Raw genomic sequence first — 25,340 nt, forward strand, 5'->3', positions numbered from 1 at the left:
GAGTAGGTTATGTGTGGTCGTTTTAACGTGACGGATGATCCCCTGGTGCAAGGCTTGATGGAGGGGCTGGGTATGCCGCTCTATCCACGTCCGAGGTCGAACGTTGCACCGGGAAGCACTGCGGAGTTCGTGCTGGACGACGGCGGCGGCCGGCAGTTGTTGGAGGGGGTCTGGTCCCTTTTGATCGAGCCTCACCCTTCTGGCCCCGGGTACCGGCCCAATCCCAAGTTCAAGACATTCAACGCTCGCTCTGATCGGCTGACGAGCAGCCCGCTGTGGAAGCGCGTGTATCCGAAGCAGCGCTGTATCGTGCCTATGTCGGCGTTTCACGAATGGCGCGATGGGCAGGTCTACAACATTCACCCGGAGGGCGAAGCCATTGCGATGGCGGGCCTGTGGCAGCGGTACCGGAACGGAGACGATGAGCTGCTGTCCTTTACGACGATCACCCTGCCGCCCCATGAGCGCTTTGCTCATATCCACGATAAGAGTATTCCGCTGATGCTGCGGCCGGCGGATTTCGATGCGTGGCTGGATCCGCACTTTCATAATGTGGATGCGTTCCAGGGGCTGATGCGCAGCCACATTCCGGCGGCGTTGGTTTGTCAGCCAGTGCGGAGCCCGAAGGACCTGGAGCCGGTTGGGGCGGCTGAGGTTATCCCGGCTGACTAACAAGCGGGCGAGCCGGTGCCATATCAGCAGGGTGTGCACACGTTTGATTTCTTCCCGTATGGCCCGGCGGATCTTGTGGCACATGCGAAACGCTGGCCCGTGGAGTGCCTTTCCCTGGTTGGCTTTGCCGACGAGGGTGCGGGCCTGCTGGTGGGCGCGGACCAGGTCGTTTAGGCGGGTGGTGATCATGCCGCACCCCGAATCGCTGCCAATGTAATGGCCTTCCCCTGCGCCAGAAGCTGCTCCAGATAGGCAATGTACCGGTCAGCGTCGGTCACCTGTTCGAGAAAGTCTTCCTCTTTTTGTTCCTGATCCAGGAAGTCGTACTCGTAAAGTCGAAGCCGAAGGAAGGCAATTTCAGGGCGTGGGGATTCATCCTCAGGGATGATGGCGTCTACTGGCCTAATAACGGCGGACACGTGATTCGTGTGGCCGTGAACTTCAGCGAATGCCTGTGCGAGCCCGCGTGTCGTGATCTCTAGAGAGAGTTGGCAAACCTTTAAAGCACGCTCCCGGAGGTTGTCGACAATCTGCTCTGTGGTCATGGTGGGTACTGACATGATTTTCACCTGTGTTTTTCTGGTTGGTGTTGATCAGTGGTAGCCGGCTATTTGCCTGAGTGGTGCATCCGGCAGGGCTCTCACTACGAAAGCCCTCTCAGATGCGCCCCCGCAGGGGCGATCGGTTACGGTTGGAAGCTTCCAACGAAGGTCTGCACCAGGTCGCCGTCCAGGGCGTGAACCAGGTGCTCGCGGAATTCCTTGGCCATTTCTTCCTGGTGGTGCTCCAGGCGAACAATGCGCATGATCAGGCGGGGTGTCTCACCGGTGATCAGGCTCACCCGCAGGCGGAAAGTGCGCTCGTCCAGGCCGTGGTAGGGCTCGCAGGTGTACTCGATGAACGCGGGCAGTGTGTCTTTGTTCTGGGCTTCCACTTCGCTCATGGCGCTACGGCGGCCGCCGAAGGTGCGTTCCTCGTTGGTGCTCTCTGAGTTGGCGCTGATCGTGATCCGGCGTACAGCAGCTACGGCGCCGGGTAGGCTCAGCGGTTCGCCGTTCTCGGCAGTGACTTTCAGCTGGGGAGACCAGTCTTCCAGCCATTCGGCGAGCTCCTTTTGATCCATCGCTTTACCGTTCTTGCTCAGCAGCTCTTCGAAAGCGGCGGTTTTCGGCAGGGTGAGGTTGGCCGTGTGGTCGCCGTGGCCGGGCTCATGAAGCGTGCCGAGGTTGAAGAACGTTCTGGCGGTCATGTTGTCCGGATCCACAAAACACGCAGCGCCGTCCGCCTCGTACTCTTCGCTGCTGTGAACCTCACCCGCTGCCAGGTTGGAGTACTCCGCGAACTCCTCGATCTGGCTGGTTCGCATTGCGCCCCGAAAGCGCCGGCGCAAGGGCAGATACGGTTCCAGGTCTTCCACCTTCACGCTCAGCGGCAATGCGATAGCCGTGTCGGCGGTGTGCTCCAATACTCTTTCAGCGGCGGTACCAGCGGTCAGGTGGCCGATGGCGTATTCCAGTGCTTGCTTATCCATGGTGCTTAGTCCTCAGTTTTCGGGCTGGTTTCAGGCTCACCGGTGCGGGTGAACAGCTGGTTCTGGTTCTCCGGGAATATGCTCACCATCCCGCCGGTGTTGACGTGCATGGGTGTTTCCGTGGTGTCTTCCTCGGAGATCTTGCCGCGCAGGGTGGGCACGGTGTACTTCAGGGTGTGGCCGATGTTCACCTGGTAGCTTTGGCCGATGCGCTTTATGTTCAGCTTGATATCGATGCTGCCTTTGTCGTTGTTGTCGACAACGCCGCCGGCTACCTCGCTGATGGCGCGGGCCAGTTTCTGGATGAACACGCCACCGTCCAGGTCTTCCAGGAACTGGTTAACGTTGGTGTCTCTGTGGCTTGGTGCAGGTGCGCTCATTGCTACTCTCCGTTGGTTTCTTATGGCTGGCTGGATAGCCGCGCTTTGGGTGGTGCGGGTGGTTCCGGCCGCGTGATGCTGCGAACGGGCGTGGGAACAAACCCTTCACACCGAATTGCGCTCAGGTTGTCTTTCACCTGGTCGATCGCTTCCTCACTGATGAACCTGTCCAGGCTGGTACCGGTGGTCATCAGGAAGGCGAGCAGCTGCAGCGCCTGGTGCATGCGCGTGGGGCACAGGTTGGCGAAGTCCTGCAGGTTCAGCGGGTTCTCGTCGCCGGCGTAGAGCGCCAGCAGGAATTCACCGGTGTGCCGGGCGTCGCTGCCTTCGCCGTTGGCGGCCAGGTGCTGCAGTTCATGCAGAGCCCGCTCGATGTCGTTGGCGGATGCGTGAAGCGTGATCATGATGTGGTCCTTATGGTTTCTGGCTGTCCACCAAACGCAGGCGAGGGCGAAGGCGAGTAACAGTGCATGGCTGATCATTGGCGGCTTGCTCCAGTTTCGGGCGGTACCGGAATCCTTCCCGCTTCCACACCAGGCGTTTGCCTTGGGCATTGGCGAAGCGGATCAGGTCGATGACGCGGGTGTTTTCAGGTAGGTCAAGATTCACAGGTGATTCCTCTTCCGGGCTGGTTGGTCAGGCAGCGTTTACCTGGTCCCACTCTTTGCGGGCTTTGGCGCGCTGATCATCGATGTAGTCCGCCAGGTCCTGGGCACTGACCAGCCACTGGCTTTTCTGAGTGCCGGCGCGGTAGGCCGCGATTGGTAGCTGCGCTTTGGCGGCTCGGTTCTTGGCCATCTTCGGGTTCAGGCCGAAGAACTTGTCGGAGATGGATTCCAGCGGAATCTCGGCGGTACCGAACTCGGCCATCAGGGCAAAGAAGGTGGAAATCTGGTTCACGATGCCTCCTGCATATCGATTTGCTCTGCGAGTTCTTTGCGCAGGAATTCCAAACCGGCGGGGCTGACCAGGGTTTTGGCGCTGTGTTGCAGACCGCGTACCGGGTGGTTGAATGACTTGGTTTCCACCTTGAACAGCCCGCGCTTGGTGTAGCGCCAGTTCGGCAGGCGCTGATTGTCCAGAATGCCCCGGCCTTTCAGCGTGCGGATCATCTTGCGCGGGCCAAGGTTCAGCGTTTTGGCGGCTTCGGCGAGTGTGATGTATTCAGGAATCATGCGGCCTCCCTCTCTGCCCAATGCAGATGGTTCAGGTGTGTTGGCATAACGATGGGGTAGTCGTCGGCATCCCGACGGTTGACGGTGCGCACCCGGGCTACCCGTGGCGTGCGCAGAACCATTGGCTGATCGCCGGTACCGGGCAGGGCGCTGGCGCCGATTAACAGGCCGATGGCTAGTTGCCTGGCTTTAACCAGCCCGGCTTTAAACGCGCGGCTGATCAGGAGTTGACGGTTCGGGGCGTTGAACTGGCGCAGCAGGCTGATCATGTGGAACTTCACCGTGCCCAGCGTGATGGACAGCAGTGTGCCGATCGCTTCGTTTTCCTTGCCTTCGACTACCCAGACCAGTACTTCACGCTGACGTGGGGTCAGGGTGTTGTCTGGGTCGTGGATTTCGAATTCTGTGCCTGTGCTGTTAGTCATGCGCATATCACTGATTAGCTTTAGTTTCGTGAAAGGTAGCGCAAGGCTAATTTGCTAGTCAAGTAAAACTAACAACATTCTTTGTTATTTTTGGCTTATTTCGGAGCTATTGGAGGAAGGGTGGCCGACCATTCAGGCACAAAAAAAGCCCCGGAGGCGTTGGCCTGCGGGGCTTTAATCAGTTTTCAATGGTAGCTTTATAGTTGCTCGATTTGTTTCCGGGCTTCTTCAGCTTTTTTCTTCAATTTTCGAGCTTGCTTGCTAGGAAATGGTTTGTGCAGTTTGTAATCACAGAGGTTTCGCTGCTTGCAAAGGTCGTCCAGATCAGTTGCAAGCTTTTCTGCGCCGCGATCTGCAAGAGATTTGATTACAGCCCTATGAGTTCCGCCGCCTCTGTCGTCACCTTCCATGCCAACCACTTTTGCCGCTAGCAGGTGGCAGCCGTAGTAGTAACGGCTAATAGCTGAGCGTCGGTGAGGCTCGTCGGGGTCTCCTTGGAATAGTGTATCCCCGACATCAAATAGGTTTTCAGGATCAATCATTGCTGTCCGTATCGAATGAAAGAAAGATTCTGTAATCGACCAATTTAAACTGAGGCTTTATGACGTCATCGAAAATGGAGCATTCCAACTGATAAGCGAGATCATAGTCGTCAAATGAAAACTCTGCATTGATATAGACAGAGTAGTCTTTATCGCCTGGTTCGGAAAAAACGCAGACTTCTCCACTAGAAAACTTCGGGTGGCAGATGGCTTTTCTAGCCGCACGTTCTACTAAAGTAGTGATGTCACCGTTGCGAGCGAAAAATATCGCGAGCTCATCAGGGTTCTCGATATTGAGGTAATTTCCAATTCTGGCTACCGCGTCCCTTGGGCTATTTCCGTTACTCTGTTCAGGAAAAGCAAAAGTCTCGGCTTCCTTCAAAAAGCCGCCGATGAGCTGGTACATTGAGGAATGCTGAAGCAAAGTAGACGAGCGTTCAGTCAATGCGAGGGCAAGTTCGAGCTCATGGTGTTCGGGCTCGCTACTAACGATTGAACCAGCAGATACTTTCCGGCCTGAGATATAAGGGTTTTCGTAATCATCCGCAAATGAAAAAACCTGCTTCCCAGTGAATGCAGTTGCTGAGAACGCCTGATCAAATGTGACACCTTCGGTCATAGTCATTTGTTTAGTCCAATACGCTCAATGGCCTGTTCAGACAGGATGTCGTTCAATAGTTTCTTATTCAGATCATGGGCATGGCCGCATAGTTCTCGAATTATACCAGTATCAAACTGGTCGCCTTCGCCCTCACGCCCTTTAATGCAACGAATTATGTGAACAATTTCAGTTCGATGCGTAGTTTCGGGTGGATGGTTAGTGGACAGATTTACATTCTCTATGTATTCCCGGCCATCCGTGTGTTCTTTCCACCCCTGGAATAAGTGCCAAAGCGGAGCATTTCGTCTTCTAATGCTTTCTGAAAATAAGTCGCTGTCTGGCTTGAAGAATTTTGCTAGGTCGTATTCTTCATTGGATAAATTCCAGTGAAACCTGTCTACAAACTGAACACCTAATTCATCAAAAGAAACGGTCTGAATGTCCGCCCGCTCAAAAAGCGTTGACAGATAATGCAGAGCGTTTTCGATAAAGTCGCTCCAGCCAGTATAGGAAAGCGTTCTAATACCACACTTTGTTGGCTCTATATCAAGCTGCCAGTCTAGGAGGTTCGGTTCCTCCGAGCGAGGTATCTCAAGTGTCCATCCAGCGAACTTTGGTGCTGCAGTCGGGGGAGCACTGTCATTGATACTGAAATTAAAGGACTCTTTTTTGTGAGCTTTGGGGAAAAGGTCCTGCATTTCCTCGTTGAGGTTTTGCAGTCGCTTAAGCTGATCCTTGCCAAGCTCCTCGCTGAAAACCAATGCAACGGCCACGATCGAGAGGGAATGACTGGCTTTTCGATCGAAGTGAACGTTATCCATGGAACTCCTTCCGTTCAATTATTTTCGATTCGGCAGTGTAATCACTAAGCTGGTCTATGTCAGTCAGTGTAGAGTATTTTTTGTTATTTATACGTAATTATCTCTCATTCCGCCTTTTTTGCGGTGGCGACCGCGTTCAGCATCTGCGTGAAAGAATCGGCCAGCGCCGGTGTGAAGACCTTGGCGGCTGTCATGTGAGATACGCACTGGATGAACCTGGCGTGTTCGGGTGACGCCTTAGCTATTTCAGCCATTGGGGTTCGAGGCTGGTTTTCTTCGTCATCGCCATAGGTTTTAGGCCCCTCGCCGAAAGCAAGCCACCAGAACCGGTAGCCTGTCAACTGAGCAAAGCCTTTGAGATTGTCCAGGTTGATGTTGCCCTTACGCTTCCAGTTCAGGACTGAGGTGCGCGCAACTCCCAGAGTGTCTGCTATTTCACTCATAGCAAGTGGGCCATTTTCAATGGCCTCTCGGATTCTGGCCGCTCTCGCGTTGAAGTCGATCTCTTTCATGAATCGCATGTTAGCCTTTAACTAATCAGAGAGTAAGCAATTAAACTTGATCAGCAATTAGTGTGACGCTACTCTATTTAGGCTAATTCGGAGGTAGCGTATGACTAATTGCATGCTTGATAAGCTCGTAGACTGTTTGGGAAGTAAAAAGGAGGTCGCGCGAATCTGCAGCGTCAGGCCACCAACTCTTCACAATTGGACCCGCATTCCCGCTCATCACGTTTTGATCCTCGAAGAGGCTGTGAAGGCCAAAGGTGGTGACATAGACCGATACTCCATGCGTCCAGATATCTTTGGAAAGTGTCCTGAGTCTATGTCTCAGAAGTCTGTAGCGTAACTCGCCACTCGGACAGGAGCAGTATTGATGCGATCCCAGTGGAATGATGCTGAGGATGCTGCGCTGCAGGGGCTGACGCCTGAGGCGCAGATCATCTATCTCCGTGGCTTTCGGCGGTACATGGATTATTCGTCCGGTATCGCGGGTGGACCCAGGCGGAAGGTTTCCTATAAGGCGTTGTCGGAGCTGATCGCGGTGGATCCGGACTGGGGCAGCCGCCGTTGCCGTGACGATATGCCCAGCCTTGGTCGTGTCAGGGCGCGTGTGGCAGAGCTGCAGCGGGCCGGGCTGGTGGTGAACCATGCCTCAAACCGCAGCGCGGGGCTTGTTTTTAAACTGCCGCTGGCTGACACGGGATTAATCCGTCCAGAAAAGGAACAACACAAGGAGCAGCACAGGGAGCAACACAAGGAACTGCATAGCGGGAAAGTGGTTAAGCTACCGAAATCACGGGAAATAATAGGTGACGAACCGGCAAGGAACGACACAGGGAGCAACACAGGGAGCGACACTAGGAACAACACACATCTGTTTAACTCTACTGTACTTAACTCTACTGACGCGGGCGGGCGCGACAATGAAACCTGGCCCGATGACTTCAAGCCGCAAAAACCCACCGAATGGGGGAGCTTCCTCGGCCGTGAGCGCCACTGGGCTTTCCATCGTGTTTCCAAGCCAAAACTGATCGTTACCTACCAGTACTGGACCCAGTTGGGGCTCAGCATTGGGGATATGCGCCAGATCATGGCCAGTGCAGAAGCCAGCCTTGGCCGCACTCCGGATGGTCCGGAGTGGTACAGGCCCTTTGTGGAAAGCTATGCCACCGAACAACAAAGACTTTCTCAGGACATCCAGAACCGACAACAGCGAGGTATCCATGCCGCAAGCCCGCCAGATCCAGAGCGTCGTTCAAGACGTGACGAGCAGGATGAAGTCCGCAGGCAACTCTCAGACCCCGACTACGCCCTCGAGCGATGGTAATTTCAGCACGGAGCAAAAGCAGAAAACGGTGCTGTTCTTCAGCCGCTTGCAGTTGATTTATGGCAATCGCTTCAGCATCCAGTGGTCGGATGAAAAAACACTGAGGCTGGCCCGTAGGGAGTGGGCAAAGCAGATTGATGAATTGTCCTGGCCGCAGATCGAGAAGGCTCTGGAGCGTGCCAAGGGAAAGCTGATGGCCGGTGATGGGGATTTCTACTGGCCGGATGTTGGGCGAATACTGGGCCTGGCCAAGGACGCCAGTGGCGCTGCCCAGCGAGTGTTTCCGAGGGCGCTTCCAGAAGGTGAGGCAACAAAGCAGGCCAGGAAATCGACAGGCAGGAAAGGTATGGCGGCCGTCTGGTCCGTGCTGGGAGGTGGCCATGCTGGTTGATACTCAGCAACGGCTGGACGCCTGGGGCCATTGGGTGCGGGCTGGTGGTGTTGCCCTTGGCTGCAAGGCCGTGGACCTGGGTGTTGGAGGTACCGTGTCATTGCCCATGTGTTCGGACGATGCGGCCCTGCAGGTGGATAGCGCCGTTGCCAGGCTGAAAAATCGTGATCCGGAGATGGGCCGAGTTCTGGTGATGGCGTACCTCAGCCAGCTGAGCCTGACCAAGATTGCAAAGCATTCAGGCCTTGGTAGCCGTGAGCGTTGCCGCTACTTGCTGGGTGCTGCTGAAGCATGGGTGGATGCTGTTCTCCATGTTGCGCAAAACTAATAGACGATTAGTATTGTTGACATCCTGCATGCAGAAAACTACTCTCTTTCCCGTAAGGTGCAGGAAGTGCATCTGAGGAAGTCGAAGCGCAGCAAACCCTGACGTTACTACTCTTTCAACCCGGCCCTGGCGCCGGGTTTTTTTATGGGTGGATTTTATGAACAGACAGCTTCTCCTGGAGCAGCTGGAGCGCCATGAAGGCCTTCGGTTGAAGCCGTATCAGGACACGGTGGGCAAGACCACAATCGGCTATGGCCGCAACCTGGATGACCGTGGGATCAGTGAGGATGAAGCTGGTTTCATGCTGGATAACGACATTGACCTGGTTGAGGAAGAGCTGGAGCGGATGCCCCTGTACCTCAGCCTGGATCCGATCCGGCAGGTGGTACTGGCCAATATGGCGTTCAACATGGGCATGCCAACGCTGCTGACCTTCAGTCGCATGTTGGGTGCCTTGGCTGAGAAGGATTGGGACAGGGCAGCTGCTGAGATGATGGACAGCAAATGGGCCCGGCAGGTGGGTAGTCGCGCGGATGAACTCTCTGAACTGATGCGGCGGGGTGAGGCCCTGCAATGAGGGATGAGGTGAGCGATCGTAGAGGTTGGCACGTTGATAAGGGCATTCCCATTGCTGTGATTGTCTCAGTGATTATTCTGGCTGTGTCCATATCGCGTGATCAGTCGAAGCAGGATGAGCGCATTGCCTTGGTGGAGACATCAGTGCACATGCTCCAGCAGGCACGGATCAACGACCAGGAACGTGCAGAAAAGAACTTTGATGAGCTAAAGATGGATCTCAGGGCAATGAACGCCAAGCTGGACCGGCTTATCGAGAGCGAATATGGCCGATAGCCAGCATCCCAACCCGAACCAGTGGTGGTTTCACCGCAGGCTGATGGCTTATCTGAGCATCATGGGCTTGTACCTGGTTACTGGTTCCATGCTGCTGGGAAGCATCCAGGCGGCCATGGTGCCGCTGGCTCAGACGTTGTGTTACGTGTTCAGTGCGAACCTTCTCTACTACTACGGCGGTAATGCCGTGGAATACCTGAAGAGCAAACCATGATCCTCTCAAAGGTAAAGATTGCGGGCCTGGGGGCTGTAGTGCTTCTGATCGGTGCTACTACAGTGCTGATCCTTTGGCTCAATGCTGAACGGGATAAGCTGCTTGCACAGGTGGCTACCCAGGCTGAGCAGCTGAGCAATGCAGCCCAGGCGAACCGAGAGAACCTGTCTACCATCCGGGCCCTGGAGGGTTCTATACAGTGGCGAGAACAGAAAGCCCAGGAGCGCCAGCAACGCCTGGAGGAGCGCGAACACGAACTGGCCGAAGTGCAGGCCGAACTGAAAGAGGCAATGCAAGATGCTCCAGACTGTGTTGATCAGCCTTGGCCTGATGCTGTTTTTGACATCATGCGCAGAGACACAGTACTTGACCCGAACCGTGTACCTTCGGGATCCAGTACCGGCGGAGTTCCTGGCGCCAACCCAGACACCCGGGCCGGAAGCTAACCTGATCAGCTACTGCCCAAGTTACGTGGAAGTGCTCAAGGACACCGTAGAGGCCTGCAATGATGACAAGGCAGACGTGCGGGGCTGGGACCAGAACCAAGCTGAGAAGCTGCAGGAGTTGAACCAGTAATGCCGGCAGCGATACCCAGGCAGTGCAGGCAGCACACGTGTCCTGCAACCACCACTGCCCGCAATGGCTACTGTGATGCGCACCAGGCGCAAGCCAGTGGCTGGATGGATGAGCGTAGAGGATCGAGTACCGAACGTGGTTATGGTGGTGACTGGAAGAGAACACGCGAGCGGATCATGCGCAGGGATAAAGGCCTGTGCCAGCCCTGCATAAGGAATGACAGGGTGATGCCGGCCAAGGCAGTGGATCACATCATTCCGAAAGCGGAAGGCGGAACGAATGATGATGAGAACCTGGAAGCTATCTGCAAGCCGTGTCACAAAGCGAAAACCCAGGCGGAATCCCTGCGGGCTCGTGGGGTAGGGCGGGGTCCAGACTTTTGAGCGTCGGACCTGTCGACCGCTGCCTGTCCGTGACTTTTTACGATGGCAAAATTGAGGTAGGGGGGGTATCCGAAAGGGTATCCCTTTTTTTATGACAGCAGGACGTAGACCAAAGCCAGCACAGCTCAAAGTCCTCGAAGGAAACTTCAGGCCGGATCGGGACAGCCACGGCGCCAACGAACAACGGCCGATCGGTTTACCCGATTGCCCGAAGTGGCTGCCACGCTCCGCAAAGAAGTACTGGAATGAGATAGGCCCCCAGCTGGAGAAGGCAGGGCTGATCTCCGTTCTGGACCAGGCGGCGTTTGCGGCGCACTGCGATTCCTGCGGCAAGTTTGAAGAGATCACCAGGAAGCTGAAGCGCCTGGAGGACTTCATTGATCACACGCCGCAGAACTACGCGGTGCAGTCGGTGTACTTCCAGATCCGGAACAAGCTCTGGGACCAGGTAATGAAGAGCTCCAGCGAGTTCGGATTGACGCCCGCCGGCGCTGGCAAGGTGAAGGCAACGTCACAGGGGCAGCTGGATCTCGGCGGCTTTGAGGACATGTGATGGCTCGGGACTACGTTGCCATTGCCATGGAGTACGCCAACGCCGTTCTGACAGGAGAGATACCAGCGTGTAAATGGGTGCAGCTGGCCTGTCATCGGCAGCTGAATGATCTGAAGCGTGAAGGTACCGCCGAGTTTCCGTACTGGTTCGAGCCGCAGCTGGCCAACCGGGTGTGTCAGTTCATCGAGCTGCTGCCACACGTCAAGGGTGAATGGGCCCGCACCCGGCAGCGGTTGGAGCTGGCTCCCTGGCAGATCTTCCGGCTGACCACGGTTTTCGGTTGGATCAACAGCGAGGGTTACCGCCGGTTCAAGGCAGCTTACAGCGAGATCCCCAGGAAGAACGGGAAGTCCAGCGAGACTTCCGGTGTGGGCCTGTACCTGCTGACCGCAGACGGTGAACCAGGTGCTGAGGTTTATTCAGCAGCGACTACCCGCGACCAGGCGCAGATTACCTGGAAGGACGCCAAACAGATGGTGGACCGGACACCGGGCTTGCAGGCCCGCTTCGGCGTGAAGACCAGCAGCCACACGGTGTACGTAGACAGCACCAACAGTGTGTTCCGCTCACTGAGCCGGGATCAGGGCGGCAACCACGACGGCCTGAACGTTCACGGCGGATTGATTGACGAGCTGCACGCACACAAAACCCGGGAGATCTTCGACGTAATCGAAACCGGTACCGGCGCTCGATTGCAGCCATTGCTCTGGATGATTACGACCGCCGGTTTCAACAGGGCGGGCATCTGCTATGAGCAGCGGGCCTACGTGACCAAGATCCTGGAGAACGTCGTCCAGGATGAAAGCTACTTCGGGATCATCTACACGATCGATGAAACCGACGACTGGTCAGACCCGGCGGTATGGCCGAAGGCAAACCCGAACTGGGGGCTGTCGGTAAACCCTGACGACATCGAGCGGAAGGCGCGGAAAGCCATGACCATGGCCAGCGCTACCAACAACTTCCTGACCAAGCACCTGAACGTGTGGGTGAACGCGGACACGGCCTGGATGGATCTGCAGGCCTGGGAGCGCTGCGGTAATCCGGCACTGACGCTGGAAGGCTGCGCCGGGCGCAAGGCGTTCATCGGCCTGGACCTGGCCAGCAAGATCGACGTAGCCGCGCTGATGGTTGTTGTGGAAGACGACGACGGCGGCTTCACCGTTTTCGGCAAGTACTACATCCCGGAGGACGCCGCTGAAGACGGCCGCAACCAGCACTACGCCGGTTGGGCCCGGCAGGAACTGGTCACGCTGACACCAGGTGCAACAACAGACTTTGCCTTTATTGAGGACGATCTGCGAGAGCTGGCCACCCTGCTGGATATCCAGAGCGTTGGGTTCGATCCCTGGCAGGCCACGTACCTGGCCACGCGAATGCTGGAAGAGGGCATGCCGATGATCGAATACCGGCAGACCGTCCAGAACATGAGCGAGCCGATGAAAACGCTGGAAGCGCTGACGCTGGAAGGGCGGATCCGCCACAACGGTGACCCGGTGTTGACCTGGATGATGTCCAACGTGGTGGCGCATCTGGACGCGAAGGACAACATCTACCCGCGCAAAGAGTTTCCGGAAAACAAGATTGATGCGGTTGTGGCGCTGATCATGGCCCTGGGCCGGGCGATCCGCTCGGAAGGGGATCAGGTACAGCCATCCATTTACGACACTTCGGATGTGACATGTTGATAGCAGCGATAACGTTTCTGGTTGGCCTGGCTGGTGCCTTGCTGGTTGCCTACGGTTCCTGGCTGGTGTTTCCGCCGGCGGGGTACATCGTCGGCGGCGTGCTTTGCTTGGTGTGGTCGTTCATGAGTGCCCGGGCATTGGCGGCAAGCCGATTCGATCAGGCGCGTTCAAAGCGGAGTGAAGGCTGATGTTCCTATCCAACTTCTTTCAGTCCAGCTCCACCAGCAGCGGCAAGCCTGGTAATGACTGGGGCAACTGGGTCAGCTCCATGACTGGCCGTTCCAGCTCTGCCGGAACCATGGTGAACAAGGATACAGCGCTAGCTCTGACGGCTTTGCGTGGATGCGTGACCCTATTGGCTGAGTCGGTTGCCCAGTTGCCCTGCGAATTATACAGACGCACTGCGGATGGCGGTCGCGAGCGGGCTACAGATCACCCGCTATATGACGTGATTCACTCTCAGCCAAACCGCAAAGACACCGCCTTTGAATACTATGAGCAATCTCAGGGCGCACTGGGGTTGGATGGCAATCACATCGCGTTGATTGATCGTGATGGTGCTGGCTACGTGCGGGAGTTAATTCCCATCAGCAATAAGAAGGTGAGGGTGCTTAAGGGCAACGATGGTATGCCTTATTACCACCTGATCGACCAGAACGAGATTCTGCCAATGCGTATGGTCCATCACGTGAAAGGCTTTTCACTGGATGGCTTCGTGGGCGTGTCACCAATTGAAACGAACGCAGACGCCATCGGACTGGCGATCGCCACAGAAGAGCACGCATCAGCGGTGTTCTCTCGCGGTACCACGATGTCTGGTGTGATCGAGCGTCCACGGGAAGCTTCGCCAATCACTGACCAGGGAAAGCTGGATAGATTGCTGAGCAAGTTCGCCGAGCGCCACAGCGGCATTCGCAATATGTTTAGCGTTGCCATGCTCCAGGAGGGGATGACCTACAAGCAGTTGGCCATGGATAACGAGAAGGCTCAGCTGCTGGAAAGCCGAAAACACTCAATGGTCACTGTTTGCCAGCTGTATAAAGTGCCACCGCATATGATTCAGATGCTGGACGAAGCCAAGTTTAACAATGTTGAGCACATGGGCCTGCAGTACGTAATCTACACGCTGCTGCCGTGGATCAAGCGGCACGAGTCCGCAATGATGCGCGACCTTCTGCTGCCTTCCGAGCGCTCGGATCTCTACATCGAATTCAACGTCAGCGGCCTGCTGCGCGGTGATCAGAAGTCCCGTTATGAGGCTTACGCGATCGGCCGCAACTGGGGCTGGCTGTCTGCCAATGATGTTCGTCGCATGGAGAACATGCCGCCGATCCCAGGTGGCGGCCGTTACCTGACCCCGCTGAATATGACCGATCCGGGCGATTCCGCCCAGGCGTTGAATGCTACGCCATCCCAGATGAAAGAGATTGAGGACATCCTATGTCGCGCCTGATCAATTACCCGCACGTTGCGTCGATGGTGTTCGGCGTGCCGCTGTTCGCCACGCCGGCGCTGGTCACTGCCGTGAAATCCGTATTGGAGCCCCGCCTTCTCGGTAAGGGCATGGATTCCGCTGAAAAGATTGCGCCGCTGGCGCTGGTGGATGATGACCACCGAACCACCCAGGCTCAGCAAACCGGCAACCAGCTGGCGGTGATTCCGGTTCACGGCATTCTGGTACCGCGCCGGGGGGAGATCACTGAAAGCTGTGAAGAGCTGGTTTCTTATGAGCTGCTGCGCGGGCAGATCGAAGCTGCCCGGCGTAACGACCAGGTGGCGGAGATCGTTCTGGATTTCCACACCGGTGGCGGATCCGCCCTGGGCTGCAAAGAGGCGGCGGACTACATCCGCATGGTCTCCACAGAAAAGCCGATCACGGCGCTGATCAACTTTGCAGCCTGCTCTGCAGGATATTTCCTCGCCGCTGCCTGTTCCAGGGTTGTGGCCAGCCCCACGGCCATGGTGGGTTCTATCGGTGTGATCATCGAGACCTACGATGTAAGCCGCGCGGAGGAAGCGGCTGGCATCAAGTTCAACACCTTCTTCCGGGGTGGGCACAAGAACGATGCTTCACCCCATGAGCCAATCACGGACCAGGCCACGCTGGAGATCGGCAAGCGCCTGGACGCCGCATATGAAATGTTCACCAGCTCAATAGCGGAATATCGAGGGCTGGATCTGGACGCGGTGATTGCGACTGAAGCCCGTGTTTTCTCAGCCAAAGAAGCGCTAACGCTCAAGCTGATTGACGAGGTGGCCCCGGCACAGGATGCCGTGAACGCCATCGCAGCAACTCACCGACAGACAGAGCAGGGCGGTAGCCGGCGGATCTCCGCTCAAGCCCATGCCCTGAGTACGCAATGCCAGCTCTAGCCAGGCGGCGGAGCAGCTAACCAGGCGGCCATTTGGCCGCCTTTTTTATATCTGAAAGAAAGAGGAACGTGTTATGGATCCGATCGAAGAACTCCGCCGCAAGCGTGCGGAAGTGAATCAGAAGGTTCAGGCCCTGGCCGCAGCAGAGCAGGAAGCTGGCGAGCTGACCACCGAACAGTTGACGGAGTTTGATGCTCTTAAGGCTGAGTTCGACCAGCTGACGACAAGAATGGAGCGCGCCGAAACAACTGAGGCAATGAACGCGCTAACCGCAAAGCCAGTAACTGCTGGCCGTCAGGCTCCGGCAGTTCATACCAAGCCTGAGCTGAAGCAATACCAGGGCGCCAGCGCTGCCCGCATGGTTATGTCGATCGCGGCCGGCGGCGGCAACCTGGGTGATGCGGTGAAGTTTGCCCGCAACGAGATTGGCGATATGGATGTTGCCATGGCCATGGAAACCGGTGCTGGATCCGGCGGCGCCCTGGTACCGGAAAACATGCACGATGAAATTATCGAGCTGCTGCGCCCCCGTACCGTCGTGCGCCAGCTGGGTGCCCGGAACGTGCCGCTGCCTAACGGCAACCTGTCCATGCCGCGCATGGCGTCCGGTGCCAGCTCCGGTTACGTGGGTGAGGGCAACGACGTGCTGGCCAGCGAAGGTAGCACCGATGACGTGAATCTGTCTGCGAAGACCATGATCACCCTGGTGCCGATGTCTAACGCGCTGATTGGCCGTGCCGGGTTCCGTATCGAGCAGATCGTGTTGAACGACATGATCAACTCCATGGCGGTGCGGGAAGACAAGGCGTTCCTGCGGGATGACGGCACCAGCAACACTCCGACCGGTTTCAAGAAAACCGCAACGGATGGCGGCCGAACTTCCGCCTGGAGCGGTACCGCTGACCTGGCCACCATCGATGCCTACCTGGACGGCCTGATGCTCACCCTGATGAACAGCGATAGCTTGCTGATTCAGCCAGGTTGGGCGATGTCTCCGCGCACCTACATGAAGCTGTTCGGCCTGCGTGACGGCAACGGCAACAAGGTGTATCCGGAACTGGCACAGGGCCAACTGAAGGGCTACCCGGTGCAGCACACCACCACAATTCCCACCAACCTGGGGGCTGGTACCAACGAGTCCGAGATTTACTTCGCGGACTGGAACGACGTGGTGATCGGCGAGCAGGAAAACATGAAAGTCGATTTCAGCCGAGAGGCTACTTACAAGGACAGCGGCGGCAACCTGGTGTCGGCGTTCAGCCGCAACCAGTCGGTTGTGCGTGTAGTGGCTGAGCACGATATCGGCTTCCGTCATCTGGAAGGCCTGGTGCTCGGTACCGGCGTTACCTGGTAAACCAGGCGCCGGTTGTCGTTCGCATGGCGGCCTGGCCGCCATTGCTTAAACCCTGATTGCGTAAATTCGAGGAGCCACATCATGGCTGGACAAAAGAACGATCAACTGACGGCTGAGCAGAAGGCGGCTCAGGAAGCAGAAGAGAAGGCGAAGCAGGAAGCTGAGGAAAAGGCTCGCCTGGAAGCAGAAGAGAAGGCAAAGCAGGAAGCTGAGGAAAAGGCTCGCCTGGAAGCTGAGAAGAATGCCAAGGCTAAATCGAGTGAAAGCGTAGTGGTTACATTCGTGAAGCCCTACAGCCGCTATAGCCGGGGCGACATCGCGGGCTTTGAAGCAAAGGAAGCTGAACGCCTGGTGAAAGGGCGCGTTGCGGTGAAGGGCACCAAGCTGCCTGCCAAAAAGGCAGAGCAGGATCCTGAGCCCAAAGCTTAAACCCAAACCCTGTGCCGGCTGCGGCCGGCCAAAGGACACCAGCCGATGATTACGATTGAACAAGCGAAAGCCCACCTTCGGGTGGAGCACGGCGAGGAAGACACGCTGATCACTTCGCTGATTGCTTCCGCGTTTCGGCACATCGAGAACCGCACTGGTCAGGTATTCGACCAGCGCGACGGCATCGTGATGCTTGCCGATCGGCTGCCCAGGGGATCGGAAGGGCTGGAACTTCAGTGGACACCCATTCGGGAAGTCACGGAGGTTTCTTATCTGGATCCGGACGGCGTCAGAACGGTGCTGGAATCCAGTGCCCTGGACGTTGAAAAGCGCGGTGTCTATCCCGTTCTGTATCCCGCGATAGATAACACCTGGCCGGACCACAGGCCTCAACGGGCCAGTGTTCAGATCACGGTTAATGCTGGGTGGGAAGAATGCCCTGCGGATGTCAATTCCGCTGCCCTGCTGATCATAGGGCACCTATACGAACATCGTGAATCCGTCGTGATTGGCACGATCTCCAGTGAACTCCCGATGGGCGTTGAGATGCTGCTCGCGCCTTACGTCATCCACAGGGTTGGTTGAGCTATGCAAGCCGGAACACTTAAGGACCGCGCCACGCTTTATGCCGCCCGTCGGGACGGGGCGCCGCCAACCTGGCCATTGATCGGCAAGCTGTGGGCGGGTTTCCAGGAGCCCCGTTCTGTTGGCCGCGGTGAACAGACTGGGATTCGCGCTGTTGACAGCACGTTTGTCCGCTTGCGCTACCACCCGGAGCTGGTCCAGGGGCAACTGCTGGAACGCCAGGGCATGTGGTACCTGGTGGAATCGGTAGAGCCAGGGGAAAGCCGCAGCGAGCTGGCGGTATCGGCGCGGCGGATTATTGGTGTGGATGCCCAGTATCAGCAGCGCGGAGAACAAGACAGCAGCGACGTGCTGGCGTTCATCACCCGCGAGAATATTTACATAGGCCCGATGAATGAGCCTCGGCTGCAGATCGAACTGTTCCAGCCGCAGTTGCCCTACCCGTGGGGCCGGCGTGGCGACACCATCACCCTGCGCGGATCCACCTACACCGTGGATGGTGTGGTGGAAGGCAGCGACGACGGCGTAACTATTACCGTGATGGTGACCAGCTAATGCCTCGTCGACAGCCACAAATTCAGTTAGATGGTCTGGACGAAGTTGTTAAGTCCTTGGAGGACCAGCCCCAGGCCATCCGCCGTGCCACCCGGGCGGCCATTAATGACCAGGCGCGGGACAGTAAAAAAGAGCTGGCTCAGCTCATTGCCCGGGATGGCGTATCCCGCGCCAAAGCGGGCGGCCAGATCACTCTGCGGCGGGCCACTAACAAGCTGCCCGTTGCAGTGCTGGCCCCGACCAGCCGGCGCATACCGTTCCGGTTCTGGAAAACCACCACCCGGGTGACAGACAGCACGGGTACCCGCGCCAGCGTGTGGATCAAGAAAGGCGGGCAGCTGATGCGGGTGTGGGGTTTTGTGAACCCGAAAAGTAAGAACCGCGCCATTCTGACCCGGCACCGAAAGGTAGGTGAGGACAGAATCAAGCCAGCTGCTGGCCACAGCGTAAAGCTGCACTTCCAGGCCGCTGCGGACCAGGCCTACGTGAAAGGTGTTAAGGAATCCCTCAGCGATAAATTCATAAAACGCTACAACGAGCAACTGAAAAAATGACCGCAATCGCAACGCAGGTAGTCAATGAGCTGATCGCCCGGCTGGAGGAAATCTCCACGGCTAACGAATACGCCACGGATCTGCCCGGAGACGTGCAGGACGAAGACCCGGCGCTGTACTTTGATGAGCACACGCCGCTGCCATGCATAGGCATTCGTAACCTGACTGATCGGGTGACGGGGCATAACCGTGGGGCAACGATGCAGGTCCGAACAGTGGAAATTGTGGCGTACCTGGAGCGAGGTGAAGGCACACGGACGCGGCAGGATTCACTGCTGCAGGACATTTACCGAACCATATTCCGGCCGGAGAGCATCAAGTTCAATGGCCTGGCAGTCGAGATCGAAGCCGGCGAGGCTCAGCTCGACGATGTAGAACTCGGCAGCAAGATCATCCCGATCTACCTGCCGATTACCCTGACGTACAACACCCTGAACTGGAGCTAACCCTATGTCCTATAAAGACACTGGCCTGATTTTCGCCGGCAACATCTACATGGCCAAGATGGCAGGTGATGTGGCCACGGAATTCGCGGGCCCTATCAACGTATCCCGCATGGAGCTGACGCCGCCCCAGCCCGAAAGTGTGAACCGAACCAGCTTTGAGCGCGACACATATGGCCAGGTTCTGGACAGCGTCAACCTGCCTGGTGAAGCGCCGCGTATTGCCATGGACTTCGACTCGCTGCCGTCGTCCCTGTTGGCGGATGCCCTGGCCGGTACCGTGCAGGGCTTTGACAACAGCGTGGAGACGGTTACCGGCGAAGCTATGACGCTGATCAACGGCATGTGGCTGAAGCTTCCGAACTCCCATGTGGATACCTCCACCATCGTGGTGACCACGGATGCCGGAGCAACGGAGCTGGTGCGCGATACTGATTACCAGGTGGAGTCTGCCTCGGGCCTGATTCGCGCCTTGAACGATACAGCGGCCGTAGCGGTAAATATCGATTACGACACTGCTGCTACCAGCGGTAACCGAGTGCTGGGTGCTACCGAGATCTCCAAAAAGCGCCAGATCATCATGGACGGTAAGAACCTGGTAACAGGCAAAACCGCAGCGGTGACGGTGTGGAGTGCCGCCTTCAGTGCCACCCAGGCGCTGGACCTGATGTCCCGTGAGTTCATCACCGGCACCCTCGAGGGAACCATGGTTACCCCCGAAGGCAAAACCAGCCCCTACGAAATTGACTTCGTAGAGTAAACCCACCAGCCCATTGGCTAACCAGGAGTACACCGATATGGCTAAGCAAGAACCAGAAGCAGTGCGGGCGGATACAGTGAGCGCGAAGCTTAAAAAGCCCCACCGCCATCGTGGCATTCACTATCCGGCGGGTGCGGAAGTAAAGCTCACCAAAGCCCAGGCAGAGCGCCTGACCCGGCGGGAAGTAATCTGACCTGCCAGTAAGTAAAGCCTGAAACCATCCCCGCTGCGGCGGGGTTTTTTGTGCCCGGAGCATCCATGGCCAACAACCAGAAGCAAGAAGTTGAACTGCTGATCAGGGCAGGCGTCGAGGGTCTGAAGTCCATGGGCCAGCTTGTGAAAGAGCTGGAAGCGTTGGGTGAGGATACCGGTGAAGCCAGTGAGCAGTTGGAAGGTCTGGCTGGCAGCCTGAAGAGTTTGCGTGACCAGCAGAAGCTGGTGAAGCAGTTCGCCGATCTGAAGGGCGAAACCCGGGACCTGGCGCGCCAGCAGGATGAGGCGAAGACCAGGGCCACCGAGCTGGGCAAGGCGCTGGCCCAGACAGAAAAGCCGACCAAGGCACAGCGCACCGAATTTGAGAAAGCCCGAAAGGCTGCCAATTCGGCAGACCAGGCGTGGCAGTCGAACCAGGTTGAACTGAACCAGCTGCGAGACAGCCTGTCGGATGCTGGCATCAGCACCGGCAACCTGTCTGACGAGCAGTTGCGCATTAAGCGCGAAATCGCCGGTGTGGACGATGAGATCAGCAGTGTTACTTCCGAGCTGACTCAGATGCGCGACAGCGCCCGCCTGGCTGCAGCTGGCAGCAGGGAACTGGGTGACGACGTTGCTGAATCTGGCAAGCGTGTAGGCACGTTCCGCGATCGCGTCAAAGGGCTGGGCCCCGTACTGGGTACCATCGGATCCGGGCTGAAAACAGCGGCCATTACGGTCACCGGCTTTGCGGCAACCGTTGGTGCGTCCGTTGCCACGATGACGCTGTTCAGTCGATCCCAGGGCGAAGCCGCGCGAAACATCCGTAATACCTCCGATGCGATTGATATCAGCGCTCAGAAGCTGCAGGAATTCCAGCTGGCTGGTAAAGAGTTCAACATTGAAGGGGAGAAAACCAGCGACATTCTGAAGGATGTCACTGAAAAGATCGGTGACTTTTCCGCAACGGGGGGCGGCGAAGCCGCTGACGTATTCGAACAGCTCAACCTGAGTATTGAAGATTTCCGCAACCTGTCTCCGGATCAGCAAATCCTGAAGCTGTCTGAGGCGATCACTCAGCTTGATTCCCGTTCAGAGCAGGTGTTCTTCCTCGAGTCATTGGCAAGTGATGCCTCTCTGCTGTTGCCGCTACTGGATAATAACGCGGCGGCCTTGCGCCGGATCTCCCAGGAAGCCCAGGCAAGTGGTGCCATCATTTCCGACGAGGACCTGGACGATCTCACCAGAGCCAACGATATCTACAACGATATCGATCTGAAGCTGAAAGGCCTGGTAAACCGCATTGGTGTTGAGCTGGCGCCAGTTGTTGCTAAATCCACCGACCGGGTGCTGAAGCTTTTCAACACCTCTGGTGGTGCGGACAAACTGATCGGCGTATTCCAGAGGCTGACAAGCTCCGCTACCGATTTCTTTGAAAGCCTGGTTAAAAACCAGTCCTCAATCGGAAGCGGGTTTCAGACGCTGGTGGATACCGTCCAGTTCCTGGGTAATGGCATTACGGCTGTGTTCCGAACCGTCCAGACTGCTGGCGGTGTTGCCGTTACGTTCGTTGCAGCTACGTTGGCCAACTTCTTGACGGTGGCGGCGAAGGTTACCGAGGGGCTGAACAGGATCGGCGTTGTCAGCGATGAGGCATACGGAACGCTGCAGGCAAAAGCTGATGCGGCCAATGCCACAGTTAATGCATTGGTTGAGCAGACAGCTGAGTATGGCAGGAAGGCTCAGCAGGCCGGGAAGGATGCGGCCAATGCATTCGATAACAGTGCGAAGGCCGCTAAGAAAACCGGCGAGGAAATAGACGACACCATTGCCACGTTGAAGCCGCTGCCGGAAGCATTGAGAAAGACGGGTGACGAAGCCTCTAACACTCTGGAAAAGCAGGCTGTATCAGCGGAGCGCTCTAAGAAAGCGCTGGAGGAAATGGGGCTTGAGGCTGGCCGCGCGCTGAGCGGTATCAGCCAGGATGCAAAAGAGTCTGTCGCCGGGCTTTCAAATGTTGCTGATCGAATCAACAGCCTTGGCGCCACTAGTAAACAGAGCGCTGAAATCCTGCGTAATGGCATCAGCTCCGCGCTTGAGGACATCAGCACTGCTGAAGAATTCGACCTGATCGAAACCAAGGTTCGTGAGCTTTTTGCTGAGGATAAGATTGACAACAGAGCGCTGGATCAGGCGCTGGCGAAAATCAAGGAACGGCAGAAGGAGATCGCCACCGGTACCGATAGCGTCAAGGACAGCGCCACGGATGCAGGCAAGGAAGTCGACAAGCTGGCGGAGAAAACCAAGGCGGCTGGCGACCAGGCGAAGGATGCAGGCAATAAGTCACAAGGTGCCTTCGATGGTTTTGGCGCTGTTATCTCCAATGCCCGGCAAAGCGTTAGTGCCCTGAGTGATGCTGCGCGCACGCTGTTTGAGCAGCGTTTCCTTGGCAACGACTTTACGCCCTCAATGGATTCCGCGCAGCAGCGGCTGGATGCTGTAAACCAGGAAGTGGCCAGGCTCGACACCTCGGCAAGGCGCCTTCGAAACAACACCTTTGCTGACTACTTCACCAACGTCGCCCTGCAAGCCGCGCGGGTGAAGCAGGAATTCTACGAGCAGGCGGTAGCCGCTGAGCAGCTGCAGGAATCCGTAGAAAGTGGCGCTTTCTCGCTGGAGCAGCTGGCCAATATCAGTGAGCGATCGGCTGACAAGTTCAACCTCCTGGATAACCAGCGGCTGTCCGGCCTACAGTCCGCCATCGATGCCGCCCGCTCAAAGCTCGAATCCCTAAACTCTTCTGCCGAATCCACCCTCAACAGCCTGCGCCAGCGGCTGGCGGACATTCAGGGCGATACCGAAGAGGCTCAGCGCCTGCAATACGAAGCCGAGCGGAAGCGCCTGCAGGAACAGCTGGAGCAAGCCAGGCAGGCGGGGGCAGACAATGCCGCTGCGGACTACGCCCGCGCCCTGGAACAGTTGGAGAAGATCAACAAGATCGAACAGCAGAACCGGCGCGAGGAAGAAAACGAACGCGAACGGGCAGCTGCCGATCGCCAGCGCCAACAGGAACAGGCGGAGCGGGAGCGGCAGCGAGAGGAGCGCGAGCGCAGCACAACCACCAACCGACAGCAGAGCCAAGCCAGTTCACCCAGGCAAACCATCGTTCTGCAGACACCCAGTGGAGGCCAAACCGAAGTGGAAACATCGGACCCTGACGGGTTCCTAAGTGTGCTTGAACAGGCCGGACTCAGGAGCGCTCAATGACCCTGCCAATAACACTCAGCGATGGCACCACGACATTGACGTTGCCATCCGATCTGGACTGGCGTGATGAATTTGCGTGGACGCCGGTAGAGCACAGCACTGACTACAGCGCCACTGGCAGCCTGATTGTTCAGGAAGGGGAGCGGCAGGACGGCAGGCCAATCACTTTGTTTGGTGGGCGTGATGCCGCTTGGGTATACCGGGCTTTGTTGCTGCAGCTTTATGCCATGGCGAGCCTGCCGGATCAGCAATTTACGCTTTCGCTTTGGGGCACAGAATACAACGTGATGTTTCGGCGCCCGGCAATCGAGGCTGAAAAGATCAATCGCGCACCGGATCCCGATGCGGACCACCGGTATGCAATCACACTCAACTTTATGGAGATCAACCCGTGACCATTACCAACGAGCAGATAGTACTTGCTGAGAGCCAGGTCATGGCCGATACCGAGGACGGCGGTGGTCGCATGAGCGGGAACGTCGTCGAGGAAGGTGCAGTAAATAACACCATGCCGGATGTCTCCCGGCTTGATCGGGTTTATGGTCGGGTCAACATGCGTAAAGGGTTCCTCTCCGTTCGGTCACCGAATCAGGACACTCTACTCGGTGCGCATACGATCGCGCTCCGAAACCCGGCTGATCCCAGAGTGGGGGTCACTCTGTTTCAGACTGGCAGCCACACGGACAGGCGGGATGCAGCCCGCGATCGCATCGAGTCCTATGTCGTTAAGGCCACCGAGGCCAACTTCTGGCTTTGGGGCGATCAGCTCGAGGGACAGCGCGGGATATCCGCACTGCAGCGGACGGACGCAATCCCTCCGGAGACGGGAGAGGTCTACGCCCTCAGCGAGGGATCGACCGAGCAGTATGTCAGGGTGACCGAGGTCGAGGTCGCGACACAGTCCTTTACGATCCAGGTCGGCAACGACTTCAGGGACTTCGACCTCCAGACGTTGCAGATCTCGCTGGCGAACCAGCTTGAAACCGACTTCACCGGATCGGATCCGCGCCCGACCGGTAAGGAAGCGGGCGCGGCCGCAATCCTGACGACTCAGGTCGCCGATGCCGCTCGTTACTACGGGGCGAAAAAGCTATCCGTAAGCGCGGCTCCCGGGGACCTGACGGCGCAGCTCGAATCGGTCTACAACAATCTGGTTCCGAGCGCACAGAGCGAAACCGCTCTCGTCGACCGAAACGGCGGGCCAGGTCGGATCCCGGTCGTGCCTGCCTCCGCGAGCACGATCTCGGTCGACGCCGACGACGTGAATCTCGACGGCGATAACTATGCCGTGTATTACACCGGCCGCGCGATCGTTCCCGGCAGCCTGGTTGTGTCAGGAAGCAACGGCAACTATGCCGACGATGGCGGAAAGCTCGAGCATACGGGCGGCAGTAACTATGTAGTGGAGTCGATCGTCGACTATGCGGAGGGAGTCGTTCGCATCAGATACGACCTCAGCAGCCGGAGAAACGCTCCTATTACGCTCACATTCATACCTGGTGCGGCGTTCTCTCAGCAAAGCTACACGGCGTCACAGGAGGTCACGCTCCAGACTCGATCCCTGACCTGGGTATTCCAGCCTCGGCCGATCCCCGCACCAGGGACGCTGATCGTTGAGTATCGGGCGCTCGGTCGCTGGGCAACGCTTCGGGATCTCGGCGACGGGAGGCTCTCCGGAGACGGTACCGGCCAGGTCGACTACAGCACCGGCACGATCAATATCACCATGGCCGCACTTCCGGATGTGGGGACCGAGATCATTTACTCCTGGGGCGATGACCAGTCTTTCGATATCCAGGACGGCACAAGCGACGCTCCGATCAACGCGGTCGAGCTCCGGATCACAGACACATACTAAGGGGCATT

40 protein-coding genes are annotated in these 25,340 nt (G+C 57.3%); 27 read left to right on the plus strand and 13 right to left on the minus strand.

Features of this window, described 5'->3' with window-relative positions; all coding sequences use genetic code 11:
* Window positions 1-9: 9 nt before the first annotated feature.
* Both ACTRWH_RS06220 and ACTRWH_RS06225 read left to right on the plus strand, forming a co-directional pair.
* Complete coding sequence (locus ACTRWH_RS06220; RefSeq protein WP_462826094.1) at window positions 10-672, plus strand: SOS response-associated peptidase; 663 nt, start codon at window positions 10-12, stop codon at window positions 670-672.
* Window positions 673-687: 15 nt separating this feature from the next.
* A complete protein-coding gene (locus ACTRWH_RS06225) occupies window positions 688-846 on the plus strand; it encodes a hypothetical protein (RefSeq protein ID WP_462826096.1) in 159 nt (52 codons plus the stop codon).
* 11 nt (window positions 847-857) lie between these two features.
* Here the strand turns inward: ACTRWH_RS06225 and ACTRWH_RS06230 are convergent, their stop codons facing one another.
* The 12 genes from ACTRWH_RS06230 to ACTRWH_RS06285 all read right to left on the minus strand — a co-directional run bounded on the left by ACTRWH_RS06230 (window position 858) and on the right by ACTRWH_RS06285 (window position 6,659).
* The gene (locus tag ACTRWH_RS06230; RefSeq protein WP_462826097.1) at window positions 858-1,232 is read right to left on the minus strand and encodes a hypothetical protein; all 375 of its coding nucleotides are present in this window, start codon (window positions 1,230-1,232) and stop codon (window positions 858-860) included.
* Between the two features lie 125 nt (window positions 1,233-1,357).
* On the minus strand, window positions 1,358-2,203 hold the full coding sequence (locus ACTRWH_RS06235; RefSeq protein WP_462826098.1) for a DUF2303 family protein: 846 nt from the start codon (window positions 2,201-2,203) through the stop codon (window positions 1,358-1,360).
* Window positions 2,204-2,208: 5 nt separating this feature from the next.
* Window positions 2,209-2,583, minus strand: coding sequence for a hypothetical protein (locus ACTRWH_RS06240; protein ID WP_462826100.1), 375 nt, complete (start codon window positions 2,581-2,583; stop codon window positions 2,209-2,211).
* A gap of 20 nt (window positions 2,584-2,603) precedes the next feature.
* On the minus strand, window positions 2,604-2,987 hold the full coding sequence (locus ACTRWH_RS06245; RefSeq protein WP_462826101.1) for a DUF7673 family protein: 384 nt from the start codon (window positions 2,985-2,987) through the stop codon (window positions 2,604-2,606).
* A 10-nt stretch (window positions 2,988-2,997) separates the two neighbouring features.
* Window positions 2,998-3,192: a hypothetical protein gene (locus tag ACTRWH_RS06250; RefSeq protein ID WP_462826103.1), complete on the minus strand. Its 195-nt coding sequence runs from the start codon at window positions 3,190-3,192 to the stop codon at window positions 2,998-3,000.
* 27 nt (window positions 3,193-3,219) lie between these two features.
* Window positions 3,220-3,483 (minus strand): pyocin activator PrtN family protein, encoded by a 264-nt coding sequence (locus ACTRWH_RS06255; protein ID WP_462826104.1) that lies wholly within the window; start codon window positions 3,481-3,483, stop codon window positions 3,220-3,222.
* Entirely contained in the window at window positions 3,480-3,758 is a 279-nt protein-coding gene (locus ACTRWH_RS06260) for a phage antirepressor KilAC domain-containing protein (RefSeq protein ID WP_462826106.1), read from the minus strand. The genes ACTRWH_RS06255 and ACTRWH_RS06260 overlap by 4 nt, the downstream gene beginning before the upstream one ends.
* The gene (locus tag ACTRWH_RS06265) at window positions 3,755-4,183 is read right to left on the minus strand and encodes a LuxR C-terminal-related transcriptional regulator (protein ID WP_462826108.1); all 429 of its coding nucleotides are present in this window, start codon (window positions 4,181-4,183) and stop codon (window positions 3,755-3,757) included. Before ACTRWH_RS06265 ends, ACTRWH_RS06260 begins: the two co-directional genes overlap by 4 nt.
* Before the next feature lie 197 nt (window positions 4,184-4,380).
* Window positions 4,381-4,725 carry a hypothetical protein gene (locus ACTRWH_RS06270; RefSeq protein WP_462826110.1) on the minus strand — a complete coding sequence of 115 codons (345 nt, stop codon included), beginning with the start codon at window positions 4,723-4,725 and terminating at the stop codon, window positions 4,381-4,383.
* The gene (locus tag ACTRWH_RS06275) at window positions 4,718-5,350 is read right to left on the minus strand and encodes a hypothetical protein (RefSeq protein ID WP_462826111.1); all 633 of its coding nucleotides are present in this window, start codon (window positions 5,348-5,350) and stop codon (window positions 4,718-4,720) included. Before ACTRWH_RS06275 ends, ACTRWH_RS06270 begins: the two co-directional genes overlap by 8 nt.
* The gene (locus tag ACTRWH_RS06280) at window positions 5,347-6,147 is read right to left on the minus strand and encodes a TIGR04255 family protein (RefSeq protein ID WP_462826113.1); all 801 of its coding nucleotides are present in this window, start codon (window positions 6,145-6,147) and stop codon (window positions 5,347-5,349) included. The genes ACTRWH_RS06275 and ACTRWH_RS06280 overlap by 4 nt, the downstream gene beginning before the upstream one ends.
* A 104-nt stretch (window positions 6,148-6,251) precedes the next feature.
* Window positions 6,252-6,659 carry a helix-turn-helix domain-containing protein gene (locus ACTRWH_RS06285; RefSeq protein ID WP_462826114.1) on the minus strand — a complete coding sequence of 136 codons (408 nt, stop codon included), beginning with the start codon at window positions 6,657-6,659 and terminating at the stop codon, window positions 6,252-6,254.
* A 112-nt stretch (window positions 6,660-6,771) separates the two neighbouring features.
* On the opposite strand from ACTRWH_RS06285, the gene ACTRWH_RS06290 reads away from it, so the two are divergent.
* The 7 genes from ACTRWH_RS06290 to ACTRWH_RS06320 all read left to right on the plus strand — a co-directional run bounded on the left by ACTRWH_RS06290 (window position 6,772) and on the right by ACTRWH_RS06320 (window position 9,762).
* Window positions 6,772-6,996 carry a YdaS family helix-turn-helix protein gene (locus tag ACTRWH_RS06290; protein ID WP_462826116.1) on the plus strand — a complete coding sequence of 75 codons (225 nt, stop codon included), beginning with the start codon at window positions 6,772-6,774 and terminating at the stop codon, window positions 6,994-6,996.
* Between the two features lie 27 nt (window positions 6,997-7,023).
* Window positions 7,024-7,977: a hypothetical protein gene (locus ACTRWH_RS06295; protein ID WP_462826117.1), complete on the plus strand. Its 954-nt coding sequence runs from the start codon at window positions 7,024-7,026 to the stop codon at window positions 7,975-7,977.
* 28 nt (window positions 7,978-8,005) lie between these two features.
* A complete protein-coding gene (locus tag ACTRWH_RS06300; protein WP_462826118.1) occupies window positions 8,006-8,368 on the plus strand; it encodes a hypothetical protein in 363 nt (120 codons plus the stop codon).
* Window positions 8,358-8,696, plus strand: a complete 339-nt coding sequence (locus ACTRWH_RS06305; RefSeq protein WP_462826119.1) for an antiterminator Q family protein — start codon at window positions 8,358-8,360, stop codon at window positions 8,694-8,696. The genes ACTRWH_RS06300 and ACTRWH_RS06305 overlap by 11 nt, the downstream gene beginning before the upstream one ends.
* A 157-nt stretch (window positions 8,697-8,853) precedes the next feature.
* A complete protein-coding gene (locus ACTRWH_RS06310) occupies window positions 8,854-9,273 on the plus strand; it encodes a glycoside hydrolase family protein (RefSeq protein WP_462826120.1) in 420 nt (139 codons plus the stop codon).
* An 8-nt stretch (window positions 9,274-9,281) separates the two neighbouring features.
* Window positions 9,282-9,548 carry a hypothetical protein gene (locus ACTRWH_RS06315; protein ID WP_462826121.1) on the plus strand — a complete coding sequence of 89 codons (267 nt, stop codon included), beginning with the start codon at window positions 9,282-9,284 and terminating at the stop codon, window positions 9,546-9,548.
* Window positions 9,538-9,762 (plus strand): hypothetical protein, encoded by a 225-nt coding sequence (locus ACTRWH_RS06320; RefSeq protein ID WP_462826122.1) that lies wholly within the window; start codon window positions 9,538-9,540, stop codon window positions 9,760-9,762. Before ACTRWH_RS06315 ends, ACTRWH_RS06320 begins: the two co-directional genes overlap by 11 nt.
* A 5-nt stretch (window positions 9,763-9,767) precedes the next feature.
* On the opposite strand, the gene ACTRWH_RS06325 is transcribed toward ACTRWH_RS06320, so the two are convergent.
* Window positions 9,768-10,058 carry a hypothetical protein gene (locus tag ACTRWH_RS06325; RefSeq protein WP_462826123.1) on the minus strand — a complete coding sequence of 97 codons (291 nt, stop codon included), beginning with the start codon at window positions 10,056-10,058 and terminating at the stop codon, window positions 9,768-9,770.
* 34 nt (window positions 10,059-10,092) lie between these two features.
* Between ACTRWH_RS06325 and lysC the strand changes: the two genes are divergently transcribed.
* From lysC to ACTRWH_RS06415, 18 genes are all read left to right on the plus strand, one after another.
* Complete coding sequence (gene lysC / locus ACTRWH_RS06330) at window positions 10,093-10,338, plus strand: Rz1-like lysis system protein LysC (protein ID WP_462826164.1); 246 nt, start codon at window positions 10,093-10,095, stop codon at window positions 10,336-10,338.
* Window positions 10,338-10,721, plus strand: coding sequence for an HNH endonuclease (locus tag ACTRWH_RS06335; protein WP_462826124.1), 384 nt, complete (start codon window positions 10,338-10,340; stop codon window positions 10,719-10,721). The genes lysC and ACTRWH_RS06335 overlap by 1 nt, the downstream gene beginning before the upstream one ends.
* 91 nt (window positions 10,722-10,812) lie before the next feature.
* Window positions 10,813-11,274, plus strand: coding sequence for a P27 family phage terminase small subunit (locus ACTRWH_RS06340; protein ID WP_462826125.1), 462 nt, complete (start codon window positions 10,813-10,815; stop codon window positions 11,272-11,274).
* On the plus strand, window positions 11,274-12,962 hold the full coding sequence (locus ACTRWH_RS06345) for a terminase TerL endonuclease subunit (RefSeq protein WP_462826126.1): 1,689 nt from the start codon (window positions 11,274-11,276) through the stop codon (window positions 12,960-12,962). Before ACTRWH_RS06340 ends, ACTRWH_RS06345 begins: the two co-directional genes overlap by 1 nt.
* Window positions 12,956-13,150, plus strand: coding sequence for a hypothetical protein (locus ACTRWH_RS06350; protein ID WP_462826127.1), 195 nt, complete (start codon window positions 12,956-12,958; stop codon window positions 13,148-13,150). Before ACTRWH_RS06345 ends, ACTRWH_RS06350 begins: the two co-directional genes overlap by 7 nt.
* Entirely contained in the window at window positions 13,150-14,415 is a 1,266-nt protein-coding gene (locus ACTRWH_RS06355; protein ID WP_462826128.1) for a phage portal protein, read from the plus strand. The genes ACTRWH_RS06350 and ACTRWH_RS06355 overlap by 1 nt, the downstream gene beginning before the upstream one ends.
* Window positions 14,403-15,335: a S49 family peptidase gene (locus tag ACTRWH_RS06360; protein WP_462826129.1), complete on the plus strand. Its 933-nt coding sequence runs from the start codon at window positions 14,403-14,405 to the stop codon at window positions 15,333-15,335. Before ACTRWH_RS06355 ends, ACTRWH_RS06360 begins: the two co-directional genes overlap by 13 nt.
* A 73-nt stretch (window positions 15,336-15,408) precedes the next feature.
* A complete protein-coding gene (locus ACTRWH_RS06365) occupies window positions 15,409-16,689 on the plus strand; it encodes a phage major capsid protein (protein ID WP_462826130.1) in 1,281 nt (426 codons plus the stop codon).
* A gap of 81 nt (window positions 16,690-16,770) precedes the next feature.
* A complete protein-coding gene (locus tag ACTRWH_RS06370) occupies window positions 16,771-17,118 on the plus strand; it encodes a hypothetical protein (protein ID WP_462826131.1) in 348 nt (115 codons plus the stop codon).
* A gap of 45 nt (window positions 17,119-17,163) precedes the next feature.
* A complete protein-coding gene (locus ACTRWH_RS06375) occupies window positions 17,164-17,703 on the plus strand; it encodes a head-tail connector protein (protein WP_462826132.1) in 540 nt (179 codons plus the stop codon).
* A 3-nt stretch (window positions 17,704-17,706) separates the two neighbouring features.
* Window positions 17,707-18,258, plus strand: coding sequence for a hypothetical protein (locus ACTRWH_RS06380; RefSeq protein WP_462826133.1), 552 nt, complete (start codon window positions 17,707-17,709; stop codon window positions 18,256-18,258).
* Window positions 18,258-18,812 carry a hypothetical protein gene (locus ACTRWH_RS06385; RefSeq protein ID WP_462826134.1) on the plus strand — a complete coding sequence of 185 codons (555 nt, stop codon included), beginning with the start codon at window positions 18,258-18,260 and terminating at the stop codon, window positions 18,810-18,812. The genes ACTRWH_RS06380 and ACTRWH_RS06385 overlap by 1 nt, the downstream gene beginning before the upstream one ends.
* Window positions 18,809-19,258 carry a hypothetical protein gene (locus tag ACTRWH_RS06390; RefSeq protein WP_462826135.1) on the plus strand — a complete coding sequence of 150 codons (450 nt, stop codon included), beginning with the start codon at window positions 18,809-18,811 and terminating at the stop codon, window positions 19,256-19,258. The genes ACTRWH_RS06385 and ACTRWH_RS06390 overlap by 4 nt, the downstream gene beginning before the upstream one ends.
* A 4-nt stretch (window positions 19,259-19,262) precedes the next feature.
* Window positions 19,263-20,015, plus strand: coding sequence for a phage tail tube protein (locus ACTRWH_RS06395; protein WP_462826136.1), 753 nt, complete (start codon window positions 19,263-19,265; stop codon window positions 20,013-20,015).
* Between the two features lie 37 nt (window positions 20,016-20,052).
* Window positions 20,053-20,208, plus strand: a complete 156-nt coding sequence (locus ACTRWH_RS06400) for a DUF7210 family protein (protein ID WP_462826137.1) — start codon at window positions 20,053-20,055, stop codon at window positions 20,206-20,208.
* 65 nt (window positions 20,209-20,273) lie between these two features.
* A complete protein-coding gene (locus tag ACTRWH_RS06405) occupies window positions 20,274-23,474 on the plus strand; it encodes a hypothetical protein (RefSeq protein ID WP_462826138.1) in 3,201 nt (1,066 codons plus the stop codon).
* The gene (locus ACTRWH_RS06410; protein ID WP_462826139.1) at window positions 23,471-23,869 is read left to right on the plus strand and encodes a hypothetical protein; all 399 of its coding nucleotides are present in this window, start codon (window positions 23,471-23,473) and stop codon (window positions 23,867-23,869) included. The genes ACTRWH_RS06405 and ACTRWH_RS06410 overlap by 4 nt, the downstream gene beginning before the upstream one ends.
* A complete protein-coding gene (locus tag ACTRWH_RS06415) occupies window positions 23,866-25,332 on the plus strand; it encodes a hypothetical protein (RefSeq protein WP_462826140.1) in 1,467 nt (488 codons plus the stop codon). The genes ACTRWH_RS06410 and ACTRWH_RS06415 overlap by 4 nt, the downstream gene beginning before the upstream one ends.
* The last annotated feature ends 8 nt before the right edge of the window (window positions 25,333-25,340 follow it).

This window comes from Marinobacter sp. G5_S1_61_S3 (assembly GCF_054968585.1).